This is a genomic window from Promicromonospora sukumoe (genome assembly GCF_014137995.1).
Classification (GTDB): Bacteria; Actinomycetota; Actinomycetes; order Actinomycetales; family Cellulomonadaceae; genus Promicromonospora; species Promicromonospora sukumoe.
On sequence record NZ_JACGWV010000001.1, the window covers coordinates 2,613,471 to 2,629,067 of the forward strand.

Here is a 15,597-nt window from a genome sequence, read left to right on the forward strand (position 1 = left end):
TACCCACCCGTCGCGGCCGACCCCCGCACCAGACCCAGAACCGAAGGTGACAGATGAAGACCGTTCCGATCCGAGGCATCATTCCCGCCCTGGTGACCCCGTTCCACGACGACGAGTCGCTGAACCTCGAGCAGATGAGACGCCATACCCGGCGCGCGATCGACGCCGGCGCGCACGGTGTCTTCTGCCTGGGCACCAACGGGGAGTTCTTCCAGCTGACGGCCGACGAGCGCGTCGCCGTCCTCGAAGCCGTCACCGAGGCCGCCGACGGACGCGTCCCCGTCTACGCGGGCGCGGGCACCGTCGGCACCCGGGACACCATCACGCTCTCGCGGCGGCTCGTCGACGCCGGCGCGGACGTCCTGTCCGTGATCACGCCCTACTTCGCCGCCGCGTCGCAGGAGGAGCTCTACCGGCACTTCGCGGCCGTCGCCGAGAGCGTCGACGCCCCGGTCCTGCTCTACAACATCCCCGCGCGCACCAACGTGAGCCTCGCCCCGTCGACGGTGGCCCGGCTCGCCGCGATCGAGAACATCGTCGGCATCAAGGACTCGTCGGGAAACTTCGACAACATCCTGCAGTACCTCGAGCTCACCGACCGCGACACGTTCGCCGTGCTCTCGGGCACGGACTCGCTGATCCTGCCGAGCCTGCAGGCCGGCGGGACCGGCGGCATCACCGCCATCGCCAACATCTACCCCCGAACGATGGTGGAGATCTTCGAGCGGTGGTCGGCCGGGGACCTCGACGCGGCCCGGGCCGCGCAGGCCGCCATCCGCCCCGTGCGCAACCTCTTCCGCCACGGCAATCCCAACACCATCGTCAAGGCGGCCACGAACAGCGCCGGCGAGCCGGTCGGGCCGTGCCGCGCACCGTTCGACCTGCTGCCCGAGCAGGCCCTCGCCGACATCGCGGCGACCGTCGCCGCGGACCACGCCCGGGGCCTGCGATGAGCGCGCACCCGACCCAGATCCCCACCGTGACCGTGGACGGCGTCGCGACACCGCTCACCCGGGTCGTGCTGGGCACGATGTCCATGGGCGACACCGCCGATGCCGCCGCGTCCGAGGCGATGTTCGAGGCCGCCGTCGACGCCGGGATCACCGGGATCGACTGCGCGAACGGCTACGCCCGCGGGACCACCGAGTCCCTGATCGCCCCGTGGGTCCGGCGGCACCGGGACAGCATCGTCCTGTCGACCAAGGCGGGCATCCCCCATCCGGACGCCGGCGACCACGCACCGCTGTCCCGGGCCGGCCTCACCGCCAGTGTCGAGGGGTCGCTGCGGCGGCTGGCCGTGGACAGCATCGACGTGTTCTACCTGCACCAGCCGGACCGGCGCACGCCCGTCGCCGAGACCCTGGCGACGATCGCCGACCTGCACCGGGCCGGCAAGATCAAGGCCCTCGGGATCTCCAACTACTCCGCGTGGCAGGCCCTCGAGGTGATCCGGACGGCCGAGGAGATCGGCACCATCCGCCCCGTCGTCGGCCAGAACGTCTACAGCCTCCTGGCCCGCCGGGTGGAGGACGAGTGGATCGAGTTCGCGCAGACGTACGGCCTGCTTACCATGTGCTACAATCCGCTCGCCGGCGGTCTGCTCGGTCGCGCACCCCAGGAGTCCGGGGTGCCGAGCCGCTTCTCCACGGGCTCGAGCCTCGCCGAGATGTACAAGAAGCGCTACTGGACGCCCGAGCTGCTGACGGCGGTCACCGAGCTCGCCGCCGTGGCCGCGGACGCGGGCCTCACGCTCCCCGAGCTGGCGCTGCGGTGGCTGATCAGCCGGCCGGGAGCGGACGCGGTGCTGGTCGGCGGCGGCAGCACCGAGCATCTGGCCGGCAACCTCCGGTCGCTGGCCAAGGGGCCTCTTCCCGAGGACGTGCTCGCCGCCTGCCTGGAGATCAGCGAACCCCTCATGGGCTCGATGCCGCGCTACAACCGCTGAGCGCCGGCACCGGCACCGGCACCGGCACCAGCGACGTCAACCGCTCATCCCGTCCGTCTCCGCGTCGAGGAGCCGGTGGTTCCGGAAGGTGAGCGCCCGCTCGATCCCCGCGAGCGCCGCGGCGAGGGTCAGCGCCGTGTTCGCCCACGACGGCAGGTCGACGGGCGAGACGAACGGCGGGAAGCGGTCCGCCCAGAACACCAGGTGGGTGACCGTCTCCAGGACCTGCGGCGCGAGCAGGCTCAGGTTCACCACCAGCACGACGACGGCGCAGGCGGCGACGGCGCGCCCGATCCGGGGGTGCCTGCGGGAGAGCTGGGCGCGCCGGTGCTCGGGCGTCCCGGGCGCGGGATCGAGACGCCGTTCGACGCCGTCCGCGCCGACCAGGTGGATGCGCTGCATGCCGTACCTGCTCGCGGCGACCTCGATGCGGTCTGGTCCGACCGGGAACCGGGCCGGCATGTCGGCGGTCCGCACGTGGCGGCCGTCCCGGTAGAGCGACGCCCGGCCCGACAGGTGGTCGACGTCGACGGTCGCCGTCGACCCGTCGGGAAGGGCGGCGGCGAACCGGGTGCGCTCGAGCGAGAGGGAGGGGCGGAACGGGGGCAGCGGTGAGCCGGGCCTGGGAGCGGGCGTCCCCCACTCCCCCGCGTCGCCGTCGTCGAGGCTGCCGAGGCCGTCGAGCCCACCGAGCCCGAGGTCGTCGAGCCCGTCGGAACCGTCCGGGAATCTATTTGGCACGCTCATGCCAACTAATTTAGCACGCCGATGCTAACTTGCGGGGTCCAGGTTCGCAGTAGCCTCGTCGACATGGACCAGACGCCCGAACGACGAGGCCCAGCCGCCGGCGGCGCCCTGGTGCCGCTCATCGCCGGGGCCGTCTCGGGTGTCATCGCCTACGCGACCGGCAGCGGCCTCCTCGTGGCGGCGATCACGACGGTCGTGGTCGCGTGGATCGCGTTCGGCGGCATCATGCTGCTCAACCACTTCCGCAAGGACCGCTAGCCCGACGGCTCCGACGACGGGGTGAACTTCCGCGGGCACCTCGCCGCGCGATACGCTCCGGACAGAAGTCAAGAAACGGCCTCCGATCACCACCGATCTGGAGACCATCATGTCGTCCCCTGCCGCCTCCCGCCCCGTGCCATCCTTCGACGAGCACGGCCCCGGGACCCCGCCGACCAGCGCCGGACAGATCCTCAGTGCCCTCGGCCTGGGTACCGACCTGCTCGTGGGCCGCTACAGCGTCCACCTCTCGTCCGGGAGCTGGTGGTGGTCGGACGAGGTGTACACGATGCACGGCTGGGACCTGAGCGACGTCGAGCCCGGCCTGGAGGCCCTACGGGCCCGGAAACATCCCGACGACCGCCACCTCGTCGTGCGGACAGCCAGTGACGCGCTCCGCCGCGGCAAGCCGTTCGCGACCGCGCACCGCATCGTGACCACCGCGGGCGAGACCCGGTCGGTGCTCGTCACCGGTCGCCGTGCGCTCCGGCCCCGGGACCGGACGGCGGAGCTCGCCGGGTACATCATCGACGTCACGCCGGGCCTGTCCGAGGCGGTGCGGCGCACGACGGACGGCGCCGTGCAGCGGGCCTTCGTCGGCCAGGCGGGGATCGAGCAGGTCAAGGGCCTCATCATGGCGGTACGCAACCTCGACGAGGCCGCCGCCGGCGAGGTCCTGGCGGCCGAGGCGCGGCGGCACGGGATCACGCTGCGGCTCGCGGCCGGGCAGGTCGCCGCCGCCCTGCGCGACGAGGCCGGAAAGGGCGGCGGGTCGTCCGCGACGCTCGACCGCGCGCTCGCCGCCGTCCACACCGTGGACCGGCCCCGCGGGCACGACGCCCTCCTGACGCGCCGCCCCCGCCGCCGTTCCTAGAGGTTCGCCGCTACCCGTCGCCCGGGAACCGGCGTCGCGCCAGGACGTCGTCCGCGACCTCCAGGAGGCTCGTCGACCGCGCGAAGGCGTGCGCCCGGATCATCGCGGAAGCGTCGTCGGGGCGGATGCCGAACTCGGCGGCGACCATCCCGGTCGCCTGGTGGAACGACGCCTTCTCCGACCAGTCCCCCAGCGTGGTCCGGCGCAGCAGGATCGTCCCGACGGCGTCGGCCACGAGCTGCAGGTCCGGAGCGCGGGCCGCCAGGTCGCCGGTCACGTACACGCTGAGCGCGCCGACGACGCGCGGGCTGACCCGCATCGGTACCGCGTAGAGGGTCGCCTCGGCGGTCGCGTCGCCGGACACCGACCCGGCGAGGTGCGAGAAGACGGGGTACTCGTCCACCACGTCGCCGAGGCACAGGGCCACGAGCCGGTCCTCGCCGATGGCCCGGGGCACCGGCCCCTCGCCCAGGACCTCCTGCAGCGGTTCGAGCTGCTCGTACTCGCCCGGCGTGCTGACGGCGACCTGGTCCCCCGGGCCGGCGAGCACGGTCAGCGCCCCGCCCTGCGCCCCGAAGGTGTCGACGCACGCCGCGCACAGCCGCATCGGCAACGTCCGGCAGGCGTCGGTCCCGGCGAAGGACTCTGCCAGCACACCCAAGAGTTCCGGAGGGTTCATCGACAACGCACCTCCCTTGCCCCCACGTCCACTCTTGCACCGCGGCAATTCAGTCGCACAGGCGCCCGCCGCCCGCCGCTCGGTACCGCCCTCCGGGCGCGGTAGGGTCCGTGGCCATGAGTTCGACGACGCCGCCGCTGGTCGACGAGGTGGACTGGTCACGGCTGTTCCATGCCTACGGGGTCGCGTCGGACACGTCGGCGCACCTGGGCGCCCTCGTCTCCGACGACGACGCCGCGTTCGCCGCGGGCCTCGACCATCTCTACGGCGCCGTGCTGCACCAGGGCACCGTCTACCCGGCGACGGCGCCCGCGCTGCGGGCCGTGGCCGGGATGCTGCACGACCCCGTGCTGCGTCGCCACGACGAGCGCGGACGCTCGCGCCTGGCCGCGCTGCTCGGCTGGGTCGACGCCGTGGGCGACAGCGCGTCCTGGCACGAGGACACCCGCGAGCCGGACGCCGTCGAACCCACGGAGGAGGACGTCGACGCCTTCTACCGCGCGATGGCGGAGGACGACGAGTCGGTGTGGGAGTCCGACCTCAACGATTACCTATGGGGCCGGTCGATCGCCGAGCTGCCGGCGGCCTGCGGCGCGGCGCTGCCTCCGGTCTCGGCGTTCCTGACCGACGACGACGAGGCCGTCCGCCTGGCAGCCCTCGACACCTACGTCCGTCTCGCGGCGGTCCAGCCGGACCGGGCGACGTCGACCGCGCCGCTGACGGCGGCGCTGGACTCCGCGTCCGGACGGGACGAGCGCGCCGTGCTCGTCCTGGGCCTGGGCGACCTCGGCGCCGACACCACGCGGTGGCTGGCCGACGACGACCCCGCGGTCCGCGCCTGCGCCGCCCTCTCGCTGACCAGGTCAGCCGGGGCGACCGCCGCCCTCGTCGAGGCGCTGCGCGACCCGCTCGCCGCGGACGAGTGGTTCACCCGCCGCCCGTCGAGGTTCGACAGGCGGGTCCACTTCGGCCTGGTGGCGAACCTCCTGGCCCGCGACACCGGGCTCGCCGAGATTCTGCCCGCGTGCCTGTCCGCCATCCGGGTCGCGAAGGGCGGGCTGTGGGTGACCATGACCTGGGGCCCGATCCTGCTCCGGACGTTCCCGGGCGTGGACTTCCAGCCGGGCGTGCGCCCCGACCCGCCGCGGGACCTGGACGAGCCCCAGAAGGCGGTGCTGCGGGAGCTCGTCGCCAACGACGACCTCTGGGCGCCGCACGACGGCAACGCGAGCCTCGCCCGGATGCGCGTCGGGCTGCCCGACGACCGCGACGCGGTCGCCCGCCTCGCCTCCTGACCGGAGGCGAGACGGGCGGACACGAGGCAGACGGCGGCTAGCGGAACCTGTAGGTCAGGACCGCGATCCCCGCCAGGGGCCAGAGGATCAGCCGGCCCGGCACGAGACATCCCGCTTCGGCTGGGTGCCGTCCACCAGGAACTTCGTGGTGGTCTCCAGGCCGCAGGCGTTGTCGTGCAGCACATAGGCGCCGTGCCCGCTGCCGTCGACGGTCACCAGGCGCGCCCGGTCGCCGAACTTCTCCCGGGCGGCCTCACCACCGCGCAGCGGTGTGGCCGGGTCGCGCTCGTTCTGCACGATCAGGATGTTCTTCTTGCCCTTCTGCGAGATCTCGGCCTGCTCGGCGGGCTCGTACGGCCAGTAGGCGCAGGGCGTGATGTTGGCGCCCGCGGCGCCGTACATCGGGAACTCCGCGCGATCCGCGGCCGTGGTGTCCTTGTAGTGCTGCACGTCCTCGGCCCACTCGGAGTCGTTGCAGCTCACCGAGAGGAACACCGTCAGGGCGTTGTCGAGCGCCCAGGGCTCCTCGGCGCTCTTGCCCGCACCGGCCGTGTCGCCGGACGTGGCACCGGTGGGCTCCGCCGTCAGCCCACCCGGGACGCCGACCAGCGGCCCGGCCGGCACCTCTGCCGTGAGCCGCTCCGCGGCCGCGGCGTCGTCGGTCAGGACCGACTCCCAGAGCTCGGCGATCTTGGGGTACTGGCCCGGGCTGTAGAGGTACCCGAAGGTGCCCATCCGGAAGATCGTGCCGTCCACCCCGGCCAGCGGCTTCTCCTGGAGCCGTTCCGCCAGCTCGAAGAACGTGGCCCGCACCTGGGCCGGCGTGCGGCCCAGACCGTAGCTGCCGTGCCGCTTGGCCGCCCACTTCGCGAAGTCGGGGAAGGTCTCCTCCATGCCGGGCCCGAACAGCCGGATGACGTCCTGGCTCAGGTGCGTCTCACCGAGGTTGCTGTCCAGCACCACGCGGTCGGCCCGCTCGGGGAACATCGCGTCGTAGGTGGCGCCCAGCCCGCTGCCGTAGGAGTAGCCCAGGTAGCTGGCCTTCTCCTCGCCCAGCGCGGCCCGGATCTGGTCCAGGTCGCGCGCCGTGTTCGGCGTGTTCAGGTGCTGGATCAGCTCGGCGTCGGACGACGACGCGCACTGCTCGGCGACGTCCCGGACGATCTTCGCCTGCGCGTCGACGGCGGCGTCGTCCACCGCGAACGGCGGAAGGTTGCCGAAGTGCGGGGTCTCCGCGGTGAAACCGCACCGTGCGGCCGTCGAGTGCCCGATGCCGCGGGTGTCCATCGCGATGATGTCGTAGGCGTCGCGCACGCTCTTGGGCAGCCCCTTGGACGCCAGCAGCGTGGACAGCGTGAGCCCCGTGCCGGACGGGCCGCCCGGGTTCAGCAGCAGGATGCCGCGGCGCTTCTCCGGGTTCGCGCTCGCCATCCGGGAGATCGTGAGGTCGATCTGCCGGCCCTCGGGCTCGGCGTAGTCCAGCGGCACCTCCACCGTGGCGCAGTCCAGCACGTACGGAGCGGCCCCCGCGACGACGTCGGCGGGACACTCACCGAACTCCGCGGGTGCCGGGGTGGGCGCCTGCGTCGTGATCGCCGTGGCCGACGTCGCTGTCGCGGCCCGGTCGTCCGCCATCGCGGGTGCGCCGGCGGCGGCGCCCACCGAGGCCACCAGGCCGGCCGCGAGTGCCACGGCGATCCCGCGGCGCGCTCCGTTCCGGGATGGTCTCCTCCGCGTCAGGCCGAGGAGCGGGGACTGGTTCGGTTCAGGGGTGGCAGGCCCGTCGTCGGGGTGGGACTGCGTCGTGAGGTCTGGCATCGTGACCCTTCCTCCAGCAGAGAGCTTCACCTCCGGGAGCCGGCCATTTCACGTTCCGACCAGCCCCCGAGGTCGGTCCGACCAGTCTTCGGGTGAAAGACGGACGCCGGACAGTGACCTGCCGTCACCGGCCCGCGGGAGGATCGCCGCACCGACTCGTGACATGTGTCACGCCGCGCCCCTGGGGGCAGACCTCGCCGGACGAGCCGGCGCGCGGCCCGGCGCGGCGGCTCACCGGGCGGCGAGCCCGCGCAACGCGGACCGGACGACTGCCCGCGCACCCTCCGGCGTGAGGTCGCCCGAGCGGACCGTCCAGCGCTGGGCCACGGGGGCGAAGACCAGGTCCACGGCCAGGTCCAGGTCGACGTCGGCGTCGAGCTGCCCGGCCTCCTGCGCACGCCGGAGGCGGCGCTTCTTGAGCTCGCGCATCGGGGCGTCGAGCCGTTCGTGGTAGGCCCGGGCGAGCTCGGCGTCCTCGATGATCGCCGCGGTCAGGCCGCGCAGGGCGCGGTCGAAGCCGGGGTCGGCGAGCTCTCCCACGGTGGCGACCAGGACGGCGGCCAGGTCCGCCTCGAGGTCGCCCGTGTCCGGGAGCTCGACCGGCTCCCCGCCGCCCGCCGTCCGTTCGAGCACGGCGTCCAGCACCAGGACACCCTTGTTCGGCCACCACCGGTAGATCGTCTGCTTGCCGACGCCGGCCCGGCTCGCCACCTTCTCCATGGTCAGCCCGGCGTAGCCCAGCTCGGCGACGACGTCGAAGGCGGTGGCCAGGATCGCCGCCCGGGTCGCGGGGTTGCGACGACGCCCGGAGGAGCGCTGCTCGGTGGTCATGGCGTCAGCCTAGCGTTGAAGAGACGATACGTCTCGTATTGACAAGCTCATCCGCCGTCCGGCACCCTCGTTGTCGAGACGCTCCGTCTCGACAACCAACGAAGGGCCCCCGGATGACCACCGAACCGACCACACCCCGCACCTGGCTCATCACCGGCGCCAGCCGGGGCCTGGGCCGCGCCTTCACCGAGGCGGCGCTCGCGGCCGGCGACCGGGTCGCCGCCGTCTCCCGCACGGTCCGCGACGACGACACCCGGGACGGGCTGCTCCAGATCACCGCCGACGTGCGAGACCCGGCGTCGGTACGGGCCGCCGTCGACCGGGCGGTCGACGCCTTCGGCCGGCTCGACGTCGTCGTCAACAACGCCGGGACCCTCTCCTACGGGTTCGTCGAGGAGTTCACCGAGGAGCAGGTCCGCGCCCAGCTCGAGACCAACTTCTTCGGCGCCGTCTGGGTGACGCAGGCGGTCGCTCCCGTGCTGCGGCGGCAGGGTTCCGGCCACCTGGTGCAGATCTCGAGCATCGGCGGCCTCGCCGGCTTCGCGGGCACCGGGCTGTACAGCGCCAGCAAGTTCGCACTGGAGGGGCTGAGCGAGGCGGTCGCGCACGAGCTCGCCGAGTTCGGTGTACACGTGACCGTGGTCCAGCCCGGCGGCTACTGGACCGACCTCTACACCGCGATGGAGACCGCCGCACCGCTGCCGGAGTACGACCCGCTGCGCGAACGGCTGGCGGCGCAGCTCGCGGAGGGCAGCGTGGACAGCGACCCGCGCCTGGCCGCCGAGGCGATCCTGCGGCTGGTCGCGGCCGAGGAGCCCCCGCGCCGGCTCCTGCTCGGCAGCATGGTCTACGACCTCGCGTTCGCCGTCACCGACGAGCGGCGCCGCACCTGGGCGCAGTGGGAGGACGTGAGCCGGGCCGCCGAGGAGGCGATCCCCGCACCCGCCGAGCAGGCCTAGCCCACCGGGCGGCTGTACGTACACACCGGTCATGCATGACGGGACAGCCAGCCTGTACGATGACGCGACGGAAAGGGAGTGTGACCTGTGTCGCAGACCATCGAGCGGGAGTCCCCGGTCCCCTACTACGAGCAGCTGTTCGGCATCCTGCGGGACCGCGTGGTCGACGGGACCATCCCGACCGACGAGCGGTTCCCCAGCGAGCTGGAGCTGTGCCGGGAGTTCGGTCTCTCCCGCGCCACGGTGCGCCAGACGCTCTCGAAGCTGGAGCAGGAGGGCTACGCCCGGCGGGTCGCGCGGCGCGGTGTCTTCGCCTCCGCGCCCGGCGAGGCGTCCGGCTGGGTCATCCACGACACCCAGGGGTTCCTGGAGTCCCAGGTCAGCCACGGCCGCACCGGCATCACCACCGAGGTGGTCGACGCGCGGTTCGTCCTCCCTCCGGAGCACGTCGCCGAGGCGCTCCGCCTCGCGGCGAACGACGAGGTCTTCGCGCTGCAGCGGGTCCGGTGGCTCGACGGCAAGCTCGCGATGTTCAGCACCAACTGGTTCCCCAAGGACGTGGGTCGCACCATCGCCGACGCCGAGGACGTCCTCGCCGGGACCGGCTCGGTGAACAACACGCTGCGCAAGGCCGGCTTCGTCACCAGCGGCGCCCACCGGGTCATCCGCGCCATGCGCGCCCCCGAGGGCGTGGCCGCCCACCTGCAGATCGGGCCCGACCAGCCCGTGCTGCGCGTGCGCTCCGACTCCTGGGACCACACCGGGACGCGGTTCGACTACTACGAGACGTGGGTCCTGACCGACGTCGTCCCGCTCGAGGTGGACGTCTCCGCGAGCTGAGCACGGGAGCCCGTCAGGCCCCGGCGATCGCGTGCCCCGGGTCCGGGGACCAGCCGCGCGCGGTGGCGGCCAGGAGCGCCGCGCTCACCGCGGTGACCTCCGGCTCGATGATCGGCACCACGGGGAAGCCGTGCACCTGCGACTTGATCGTGAGCCAGCCCGGCGAGCGCGCCCATCCCCCGACCAGGCGCAGCTCCGTCTGCCCCGGCACGCGGGCCCGCACGGCGTCGACCGCCTCGCGCCCGCGCAACGCCAGCGCGCCCAGCACCGCGGACGCGCGGGCGCGCGGGTCCCGCGGCGCGTCGGGCGCGTACGCGGGCCGGCCCCCGCCGCGCCGTCCGGGGAGGAAGAACCCGTCCCCCAGCACCGGGAGCGGCGCGAGCGCGCCGGACAGGATCTCCTGGATGGCGCGGGCCACCGCCGGGTTCTGCGACGCCCACGCGACGTTGCGCGCCAGCTCCTCCACGCGCAGCAGCGTCGACCCGTCCGACCGGATGCCGGGCGCGGTCTCCACCTCGCCGTGCCCGGCCGGCTCGCGACGCGGCGACTGGGCGACGACCACCTCGGCCGTGCCCATCGAGTCGATCACGGCGTCCGGCACGAGCCGCTGCACGCCCCACCCGCCGACCGGGTGGTCGTGTCCGCCGGCGACGACGACGGCGTCCGCGCCGAGGACACCGGCGGCGCGCAGCACGGGCGAGTCCGCCTCGCCGACGACGTCGCCGGCGCGGACGACGGGTGGGAGCAGGGCCTCCGACCCCAGGGTCAGCTTCACGCGGCCGGTGTCCCACGACCGGTCGCCCGAGCGCCACGCCCCGGTGCGCGAGGCCAGCGTGTCGCTGATAAAGGTGCGGCGGGTCCAGTGCACCGCGGCGAGGTCGGCGACGGCGACCCAGGAGCTCGGTTCCCGCTGCGCGGCCGGCACCTGCCCCCGCGCCCAGGCCCACCCCACGAGCGCCCGCGCCGGGTCGGTCTCGACGTCGAACGTCTCGTCGTCGTACAGCGAGGGGCGCAGGGCCGCGAAGACGCCCTGCCGCCGCGGGTCGAACCAGGCCAGCGCGAGGGTCAGCGGCGCGAGCGTCTCGTCGACGAGCAGGCCGTCCTCGCCGATGCCCGCGCCGCACAGCGCGTGCACCTCGTACCGGTCCCCGCAGACCTCCAGGACCATCGCATCGACGTCGGCGAGCAGCGCGCCGACGTCGATCGAGAGCCCGTGGGCGTCCCGCGGCGTGGGCCGGGAGGCGCGGGCGACGACGTGTCCCCGCGGGTCGACGGCGACGACCTTGGAGTTGGTGCTCCCGACGTCGACACCGCACGCGACGGGTAGCCGCACCGGGCTGCGCACGGGCGCTACCCCTTTCGATCATGCCCCGGGTCCGGCCGCGCGGAGCACCGTCATCCTATGCGCGCGTGCGGGCCTCCTCGCGGTACCCCATCGTGACCTGGGCGGCGACGTGCTGCCCGGCGATCCGGGGCTCCAGCGGCACCGGCGCGAGCGGCGACATCGCCGCGGACCACTCGGGGAACGCCCCGGTGAGCGCGGAGCCCGCCTGCATCGCGGACCCCTTGGTCACGTACTCGTCGAGCTCCGGGACGAGCACGGGGATGTCCACCATCTGCGCGAGGACGTGCTGGACGGCGGGGCTCTGCCCGGCCCCGCCGATCAGGATCAGCCGGCCCGGGTGCACCCCGCAGTCGCGGAGCGTGTCGAGCATGGCGACCTGGCTGGCCAGCGTCCCCTCGAAGACGGCTCGGGCGAAGTTCGGCCGCGTGAAGTTCGACAGGGACGCGTCGAGCAGTGACCCCCGCGCGTGGGGCAGGTCCGGCGTCCGCTCGCCCTGGAAGTACGGCAGGAGGGTGAGCCCCTCCGCTCCGGCCGGCGCCTGGAGCGCGAGGTCGGACAACTCGGCGTGGGTGCAGCCCAGCAGCGCGGCGCCCAGGTCGAGGTTCCGGGCGGCGTTCAGGGTCGCGACGAGCGGCAGGTGGTCGCCCGTCGCGTCCGCGTAGCTGCACACGTAGCCCGCGTAGTCCTGCACGGGCCGGGCCGAGCGCGCGTAGACGACGCCGGACGTGCCCAGCGAGAGGACGGCGTCGCCCTCGGCCAGGTTCAGCGCGAGCGCCGCCGCGGCGTTGTCGCCGCTGCCGATGCCGACCGGGATGCCCGCGGGGACGCCGGGGATGCCGGCGCCCGTGAGCCCGGCGCGCTCCAGGGGCTTGAGGACCCGCGGGAGCAGGGCGCTGCGCCCGAAGGCGTGCTCGAACAGGTCGGTGGTGTACTCCTCGGTCTCCCCCGACCAGTAGGCCGTGCCGCTCGCCTCCGAGCGGTCGGTCACGAGCTCGTCGAGGTCGCCGCCACCCGGGCCGTGGCCCATCAGCCGCCAGGTCAGCCAGTCGTGCACCACGGCGACGGCGGCGGTGCGCCGGACGCTGTCGGGGTGCTCGTCGCGCAGCCAGCGCAGCTTGGTGACCGTGTCCGAGAGCGTGAGCGGCAGGCCGGTGCGCCGGATCCACTCGTCGCGGCCGAGCTCCTCGTTGAGGGCGACCATGTGCGGGTGGGAGCCCGTGTCGTTCCACAGCGGGGACGGGCCGACGACCGCGCCGCCCGCACCGAGGAAGATCGGCGTGTGCTGCTGGCCGCTGACCGAGACCGCGGCCACGTCGTCCAGTCCCCCGGCCCGACGCACGGCCGTGAGCAGGGCGTCCCACCACACCTCGGGGTCCACGACCGTCTCGGGCGGGTGCGACGCCTTGCCCTCCCGGACCACCGCGCCGGTGGCGAGGTCGCGCACCGTGACCTTGCAGGCCTGGGTGGATGAGTCAATTCCTGCGACAAGCGTCATGCGCTCGCTCCCGTCTTCCTCGACGTGCACTTCTTCCTCGACATGCTCTGTCGGCCGCTCATCCGGCGACCTCGTGCAGCTGGTCCCAGCGGGACCGGTTCTCGGCGGACCACTCGTGCAGCAGCGCCGCGCGCCCGTCGTGCACCGGCACCGTCCAGGGGCGGCACGACTCCCACGTGGGTTCCTCCCCCGACGCGAGCGCCTGCGCCCCGCGCGAGACGACCTCGGGGACCTCCGAGACGCTCAGCGGCGTGCCGAGCAGGTCGGCCTTGAGCTGGAGCCACAGGTTGTTCCGGCTCGCGGGGCCGATCACCTTGACGACCTCCGCCTGCGCGGGGAACAGCGCGAGGACGTCCTGGAACTGGAGCGCCATGCCGGCGAAGCAGCCGAAGACGATGTCCTCCAGGCTCGTGTCGGTGCCGAGGCCCGCGATCACGCCGCGCGCGGTGGCGCGCTTGGTGGGCGGCGGGCTCCCGCGGAACTGGGGCAGCACGAGCGGGACGGCCGACAGGTCGATCTGCCCGGCGACGTAGCGCTCGTGCAGCCGGTCGACGCAGGCGGTGAGCCGGTCGGCGTCCAGCCCGAGCATCCGCTGGAGGGTCGCGAACGCCGAGCCCCCGGTGGGCACGGACGCGAACAGCGTGTAGTCGTCGCCCGCGCACGCCAGGCCGTTGGCCAGCTTGGACCGCTCGGCGTGCGCGTCCAGGCTGGGCTTCTCGTCCACGAAGAGCAGGCCCTCGGTGGTCCCGGTGGAGTTCAGCAGCTCGCCGGGCCGGAGCCCGGCGCCGACGGCGCCGACCATGTGGTCGTGCCCGGCCACGTGGACGCGGACGTCGGCCGCCAGGCCGGTGCTCGCCGCGAAGTCCCGGGTGACCGGCGAGCCCTCGGCGGCCGAGCGCAGCTCGGGGAAGAGGCTCGTGTCGAGCCCGAGGAGCGCGCACACCTCGGCGGACCAGGTGCGGTCCGTGAGGTCGAGGGCCATGGTGCGGCTCGCGAGCGAGCGCTCCGACCAGCGGCGCCCGGTCATCCAGGCGGCGAGGTACTCCGCGACGTTGAGCCAGACCGCGCCGTCGAGGGCGCCGTCGGCGTGCTCCGCCGCCCACGCGACCTTGGAGAGCCCGTAGTTGGCGTTGACCGGCAGACCGGTCACCTCGTAGACCCGCGTGCGGTCCGCCGCGCCGAGCGGCGCGAGGCGGCCGGCGCCGCGGTGGTCGTGCCACAGGATCATCGGCGAGGCGAGCGACAGGTCGTCCCGGACGAGCCCGCCGGACTCGCCGACGCCGGTGATCGCCACCCGCCGCACGCCCCCGCGCAGGTCGGGCGCGAGACCCTGGACGAAGCCCAGGACCATGCCCGTGAGCGCGTCCAGGTCGTAGACCTCGCCCCAGCGGTCCCGCACGGTCGGGGTGGCGTGCCGCGCGGAGGCGAGCGGTTCGCCGTCGGCGTCGAACAGGCCCACCTTGACGCTGGTGGTGCCGATGTCGACGGTGATGGTGGGAAGCATCGTGGCCTCGTTACGCGACCGAGGGGTTGAGCACGCGGATGCGGCGCTCGACGACGTCGGCGATGGCCACGACGGCCGACTGGGAGACACGGATCAGCGACGTCTCGTTCCGGTTGGCCACGTAGGCCTCGCCGAAGGCGCGGATCATCGCGTTGCGCAGGTCGCTGGCAACGTTCACCTTCACGACGCCGAACTCGTTGAGCCGCCCGAGCTGCTCGGCGGGCAGGCCGGAGCCGCCGTGCACGACGAGCGGCACGGGGCTCGCGTCGCGGACCTGCGCCAGCAGGTCGAAGTCGATGCGGGCGTTCGGCGCGTAGCCGTGCACGTTGCCGACCGAGACGGCGAGCATGTCGCAGCCGACCTCCTCGACGAAGTGCGCGACCTGGCGCGGGTCGGTCGTGCTGGCGTACTCGGGCTCGACGTCGTCCTCCTTGCCGCCGATGCTGCCGAGCTCGGCCTCCAGCGCGATGCCGGGCGGGCACAGCTCGCGGGCGCGGGCCGACGTCTTGACGTTGTCCTCGTACGACTCCTCGGAGGCGTCGATCATGATCGAGGTGAACCGGGACGCCAGCGCTGCCTCGACGGCGTCGATCGACTTGCCGTGGTCCAGGTGCAGCGCCACGGGCACATCGGTGTCCGCGAGCCTGCGGGCGACCATGTCGTAGATGTACTCGTAGCCCGACAGCGCGACGTTCGTGGGCGCGACCTGGATGAACGTCGGCACGCCGACCCGCTCGACGGCGTCGACGATGCCCATCGTCGTCTCGATGTTGGTGGTGTTGAACGCACCCGCCACGAGGCCGCGCGCCGTGCACGCCTCGATGACCTCGATGCCGCTGACCAGAGCCATGAACTGTCCTCTCGCTGGGTTGTGTCGCAGCCAGGACGACGAGGGAGCTACGCTGGTCCGGCTGGTACGGACAGACTGTACTAGCCGTATCGGACGTGTCAAAGACTGTTCGGACGCGCTGGACAGTACGTACAAGCCGTGCCAGGATGCGTTCGCT

Annotated in this window: 15 protein-coding genes; 7 read left to right on the plus strand and 8 right to left on the minus strand. The window is 73.4% G+C overall.

Going from position 1 to position 15,597, the window contains the following annotated elements:
* Positions 1-53 precede the first annotated feature (53 nt).
* Both dapA and FHX71_RS11575 read left to right on the plus strand, forming a co-directional pair.
* On the plus strand, positions 54-953 hold the full coding sequence (gene dapA, locus FHX71_RS11570; protein ID WP_182616349.1) for a 4-hydroxy-tetrahydrodipicolinate synthase: 900 nt from the start codon (positions 54-56) through the stop codon (positions 951-953).
* Positions 950-1,945 (plus strand): aldo/keto reductase, encoded by a 996-nt coding sequence (locus FHX71_RS11575; protein ID WP_182616351.1) that lies wholly within the window; start codon positions 950-952, stop codon positions 1,943-1,945. Before dapA ends, FHX71_RS11575 begins: the two co-directional genes overlap by 4 nt.
* A 36-nt stretch (positions 1,946-1,981) precedes the next feature.
* On the opposite strand, the gene FHX71_RS11580 is transcribed toward FHX71_RS11575, so the two are convergent.
* Positions 1,982-2,692 (minus strand): hypothetical protein, encoded by a 711-nt coding sequence (locus FHX71_RS11580; protein WP_182616353.1) that lies wholly within the window; start codon positions 2,690-2,692, stop codon positions 1,982-1,984.
* 63 nt (positions 2,693-2,755) lie between these two features.
* Here FHX71_RS11580 and FHX71_RS11585 point away from each other — a divergent pair, with 63 nt between their 5' ends.
* A complete protein-coding gene (locus FHX71_RS11585; protein ID WP_182616355.1) occupies positions 2,756-2,950 on the plus strand; it encodes a hypothetical protein in 195 nt (64 codons plus the stop codon).
* Positions 2,951-3,059: 109 nt separating this feature from the next.
* The gene (locus FHX71_RS11590; RefSeq protein ID WP_182616357.1) at positions 3,060-3,824 is read left to right on the plus strand and encodes a PAS and ANTAR domain-containing protein; all 765 of its coding nucleotides are present in this window, start codon (positions 3,060-3,062) and stop codon (positions 3,822-3,824) included.
* A 10-nt stretch (positions 3,825-3,834) separates the two neighbouring features.
* Here the strand turns inward: FHX71_RS11590 and FHX71_RS11595 are convergent, their stop codons facing one another.
* Positions 3,835-4,503 (minus strand): ANTAR domain-containing protein, encoded by a 669-nt coding sequence (locus FHX71_RS11595; protein ID WP_182616359.1) that lies wholly within the window; start codon positions 4,501-4,503, stop codon positions 3,835-3,837.
* Positions 4,504-4,619: 116 nt separating this feature from the next.
* Between FHX71_RS11595 and FHX71_RS11600 the strand changes: the two genes are divergently transcribed.
* A complete protein-coding gene (locus FHX71_RS11600) occupies positions 4,620-5,798 on the plus strand; it encodes a hypothetical protein (RefSeq protein ID WP_182616361.1) in 1,179 nt (392 codons plus the stop codon).
* Positions 5,799-5,885: 87 nt separating this feature from the next.
* Here FHX71_RS11600 and FHX71_RS11605 read toward each other — a convergent pair whose 3' ends face one another.
* Entirely contained in the window at positions 5,886-7,616 is a 1,731-nt protein-coding gene (locus tag FHX71_RS11605; RefSeq protein WP_246402536.1) for an alpha/beta hydrolase, read from the minus strand.
* A 231-nt stretch (positions 7,617-7,847) separates the two neighbouring features.
* Complete coding sequence (locus FHX71_RS11610; protein ID WP_182616363.1) at positions 7,848-8,447, minus strand: TetR/AcrR family transcriptional regulator; 600 nt, start codon at positions 8,445-8,447, stop codon at positions 7,848-7,850.
* Positions 8,448-8,560: 113 nt separating this feature from the next.
* Here FHX71_RS11610 and FHX71_RS11615 point away from each other — a divergent pair, with 113 nt between their 5' ends.
* Both FHX71_RS11615 and FHX71_RS11620 read left to right on the plus strand, forming a co-directional pair.
* The gene (locus FHX71_RS11615) at positions 8,561-9,406 is read left to right on the plus strand and encodes an SDR family NAD(P)-dependent oxidoreductase (RefSeq protein WP_182616366.1); all 846 of its coding nucleotides are present in this window, start codon (positions 8,561-8,563) and stop codon (positions 9,404-9,406) included.
* Positions 9,407-9,493: 87 nt separating this feature from the next.
* Positions 9,494-10,246, plus strand: coding sequence for a GntR family transcriptional regulator (locus FHX71_RS11620; RefSeq protein WP_182616369.1), 753 nt, complete (start codon positions 9,494-9,496; stop codon positions 10,244-10,246).
* Positions 10,247-10,259: 13 nt separating this feature from the next.
* On the opposite strand, the gene FHX71_RS30035 is transcribed toward FHX71_RS11620, so the two are convergent.
* Genes FHX71_RS30035 through FHX71_RS11640 form a run of 4 tightly spaced genes read right to left on the minus strand, consistent with a single transcriptional unit; the run spans position 10,260 to position 15,440 of the window.
* The gene (locus FHX71_RS30035) at positions 10,260-11,591 is read right to left on the minus strand and encodes an FGGY-family carbohydrate kinase (RefSeq protein WP_182616371.1); all 1,332 of its coding nucleotides are present in this window, start codon (positions 11,589-11,591) and stop codon (positions 10,260-10,262) included.
* Between the two features lie 55 nt (positions 11,592-11,646).
* A complete protein-coding gene (locus FHX71_RS11630; RefSeq protein ID WP_182616373.1) occupies positions 11,647-13,086 on the minus strand; it encodes an FGGY family carbohydrate kinase in 1,440 nt (479 codons plus the stop codon).
* Positions 13,087-13,144: 58 nt separating this feature from the next.
* Positions 13,145-14,590 (minus strand): FGGY-family carbohydrate kinase, encoded by a 1,446-nt coding sequence (locus tag FHX71_RS11635; protein ID WP_182616375.1) that lies wholly within the window; start codon positions 14,588-14,590, stop codon positions 13,145-13,147.
* Positions 14,591-14,600: 10 nt separating this feature from the next.
* Positions 14,601-15,440, minus strand: a complete 840-nt coding sequence (locus tag FHX71_RS11640; RefSeq protein WP_182616377.1) for a class II fructose-bisphosphate aldolase — start codon at positions 15,438-15,440, stop codon at positions 14,601-14,603.
* Positions 15,441-15,597 lie beyond the last annotated feature (157 nt).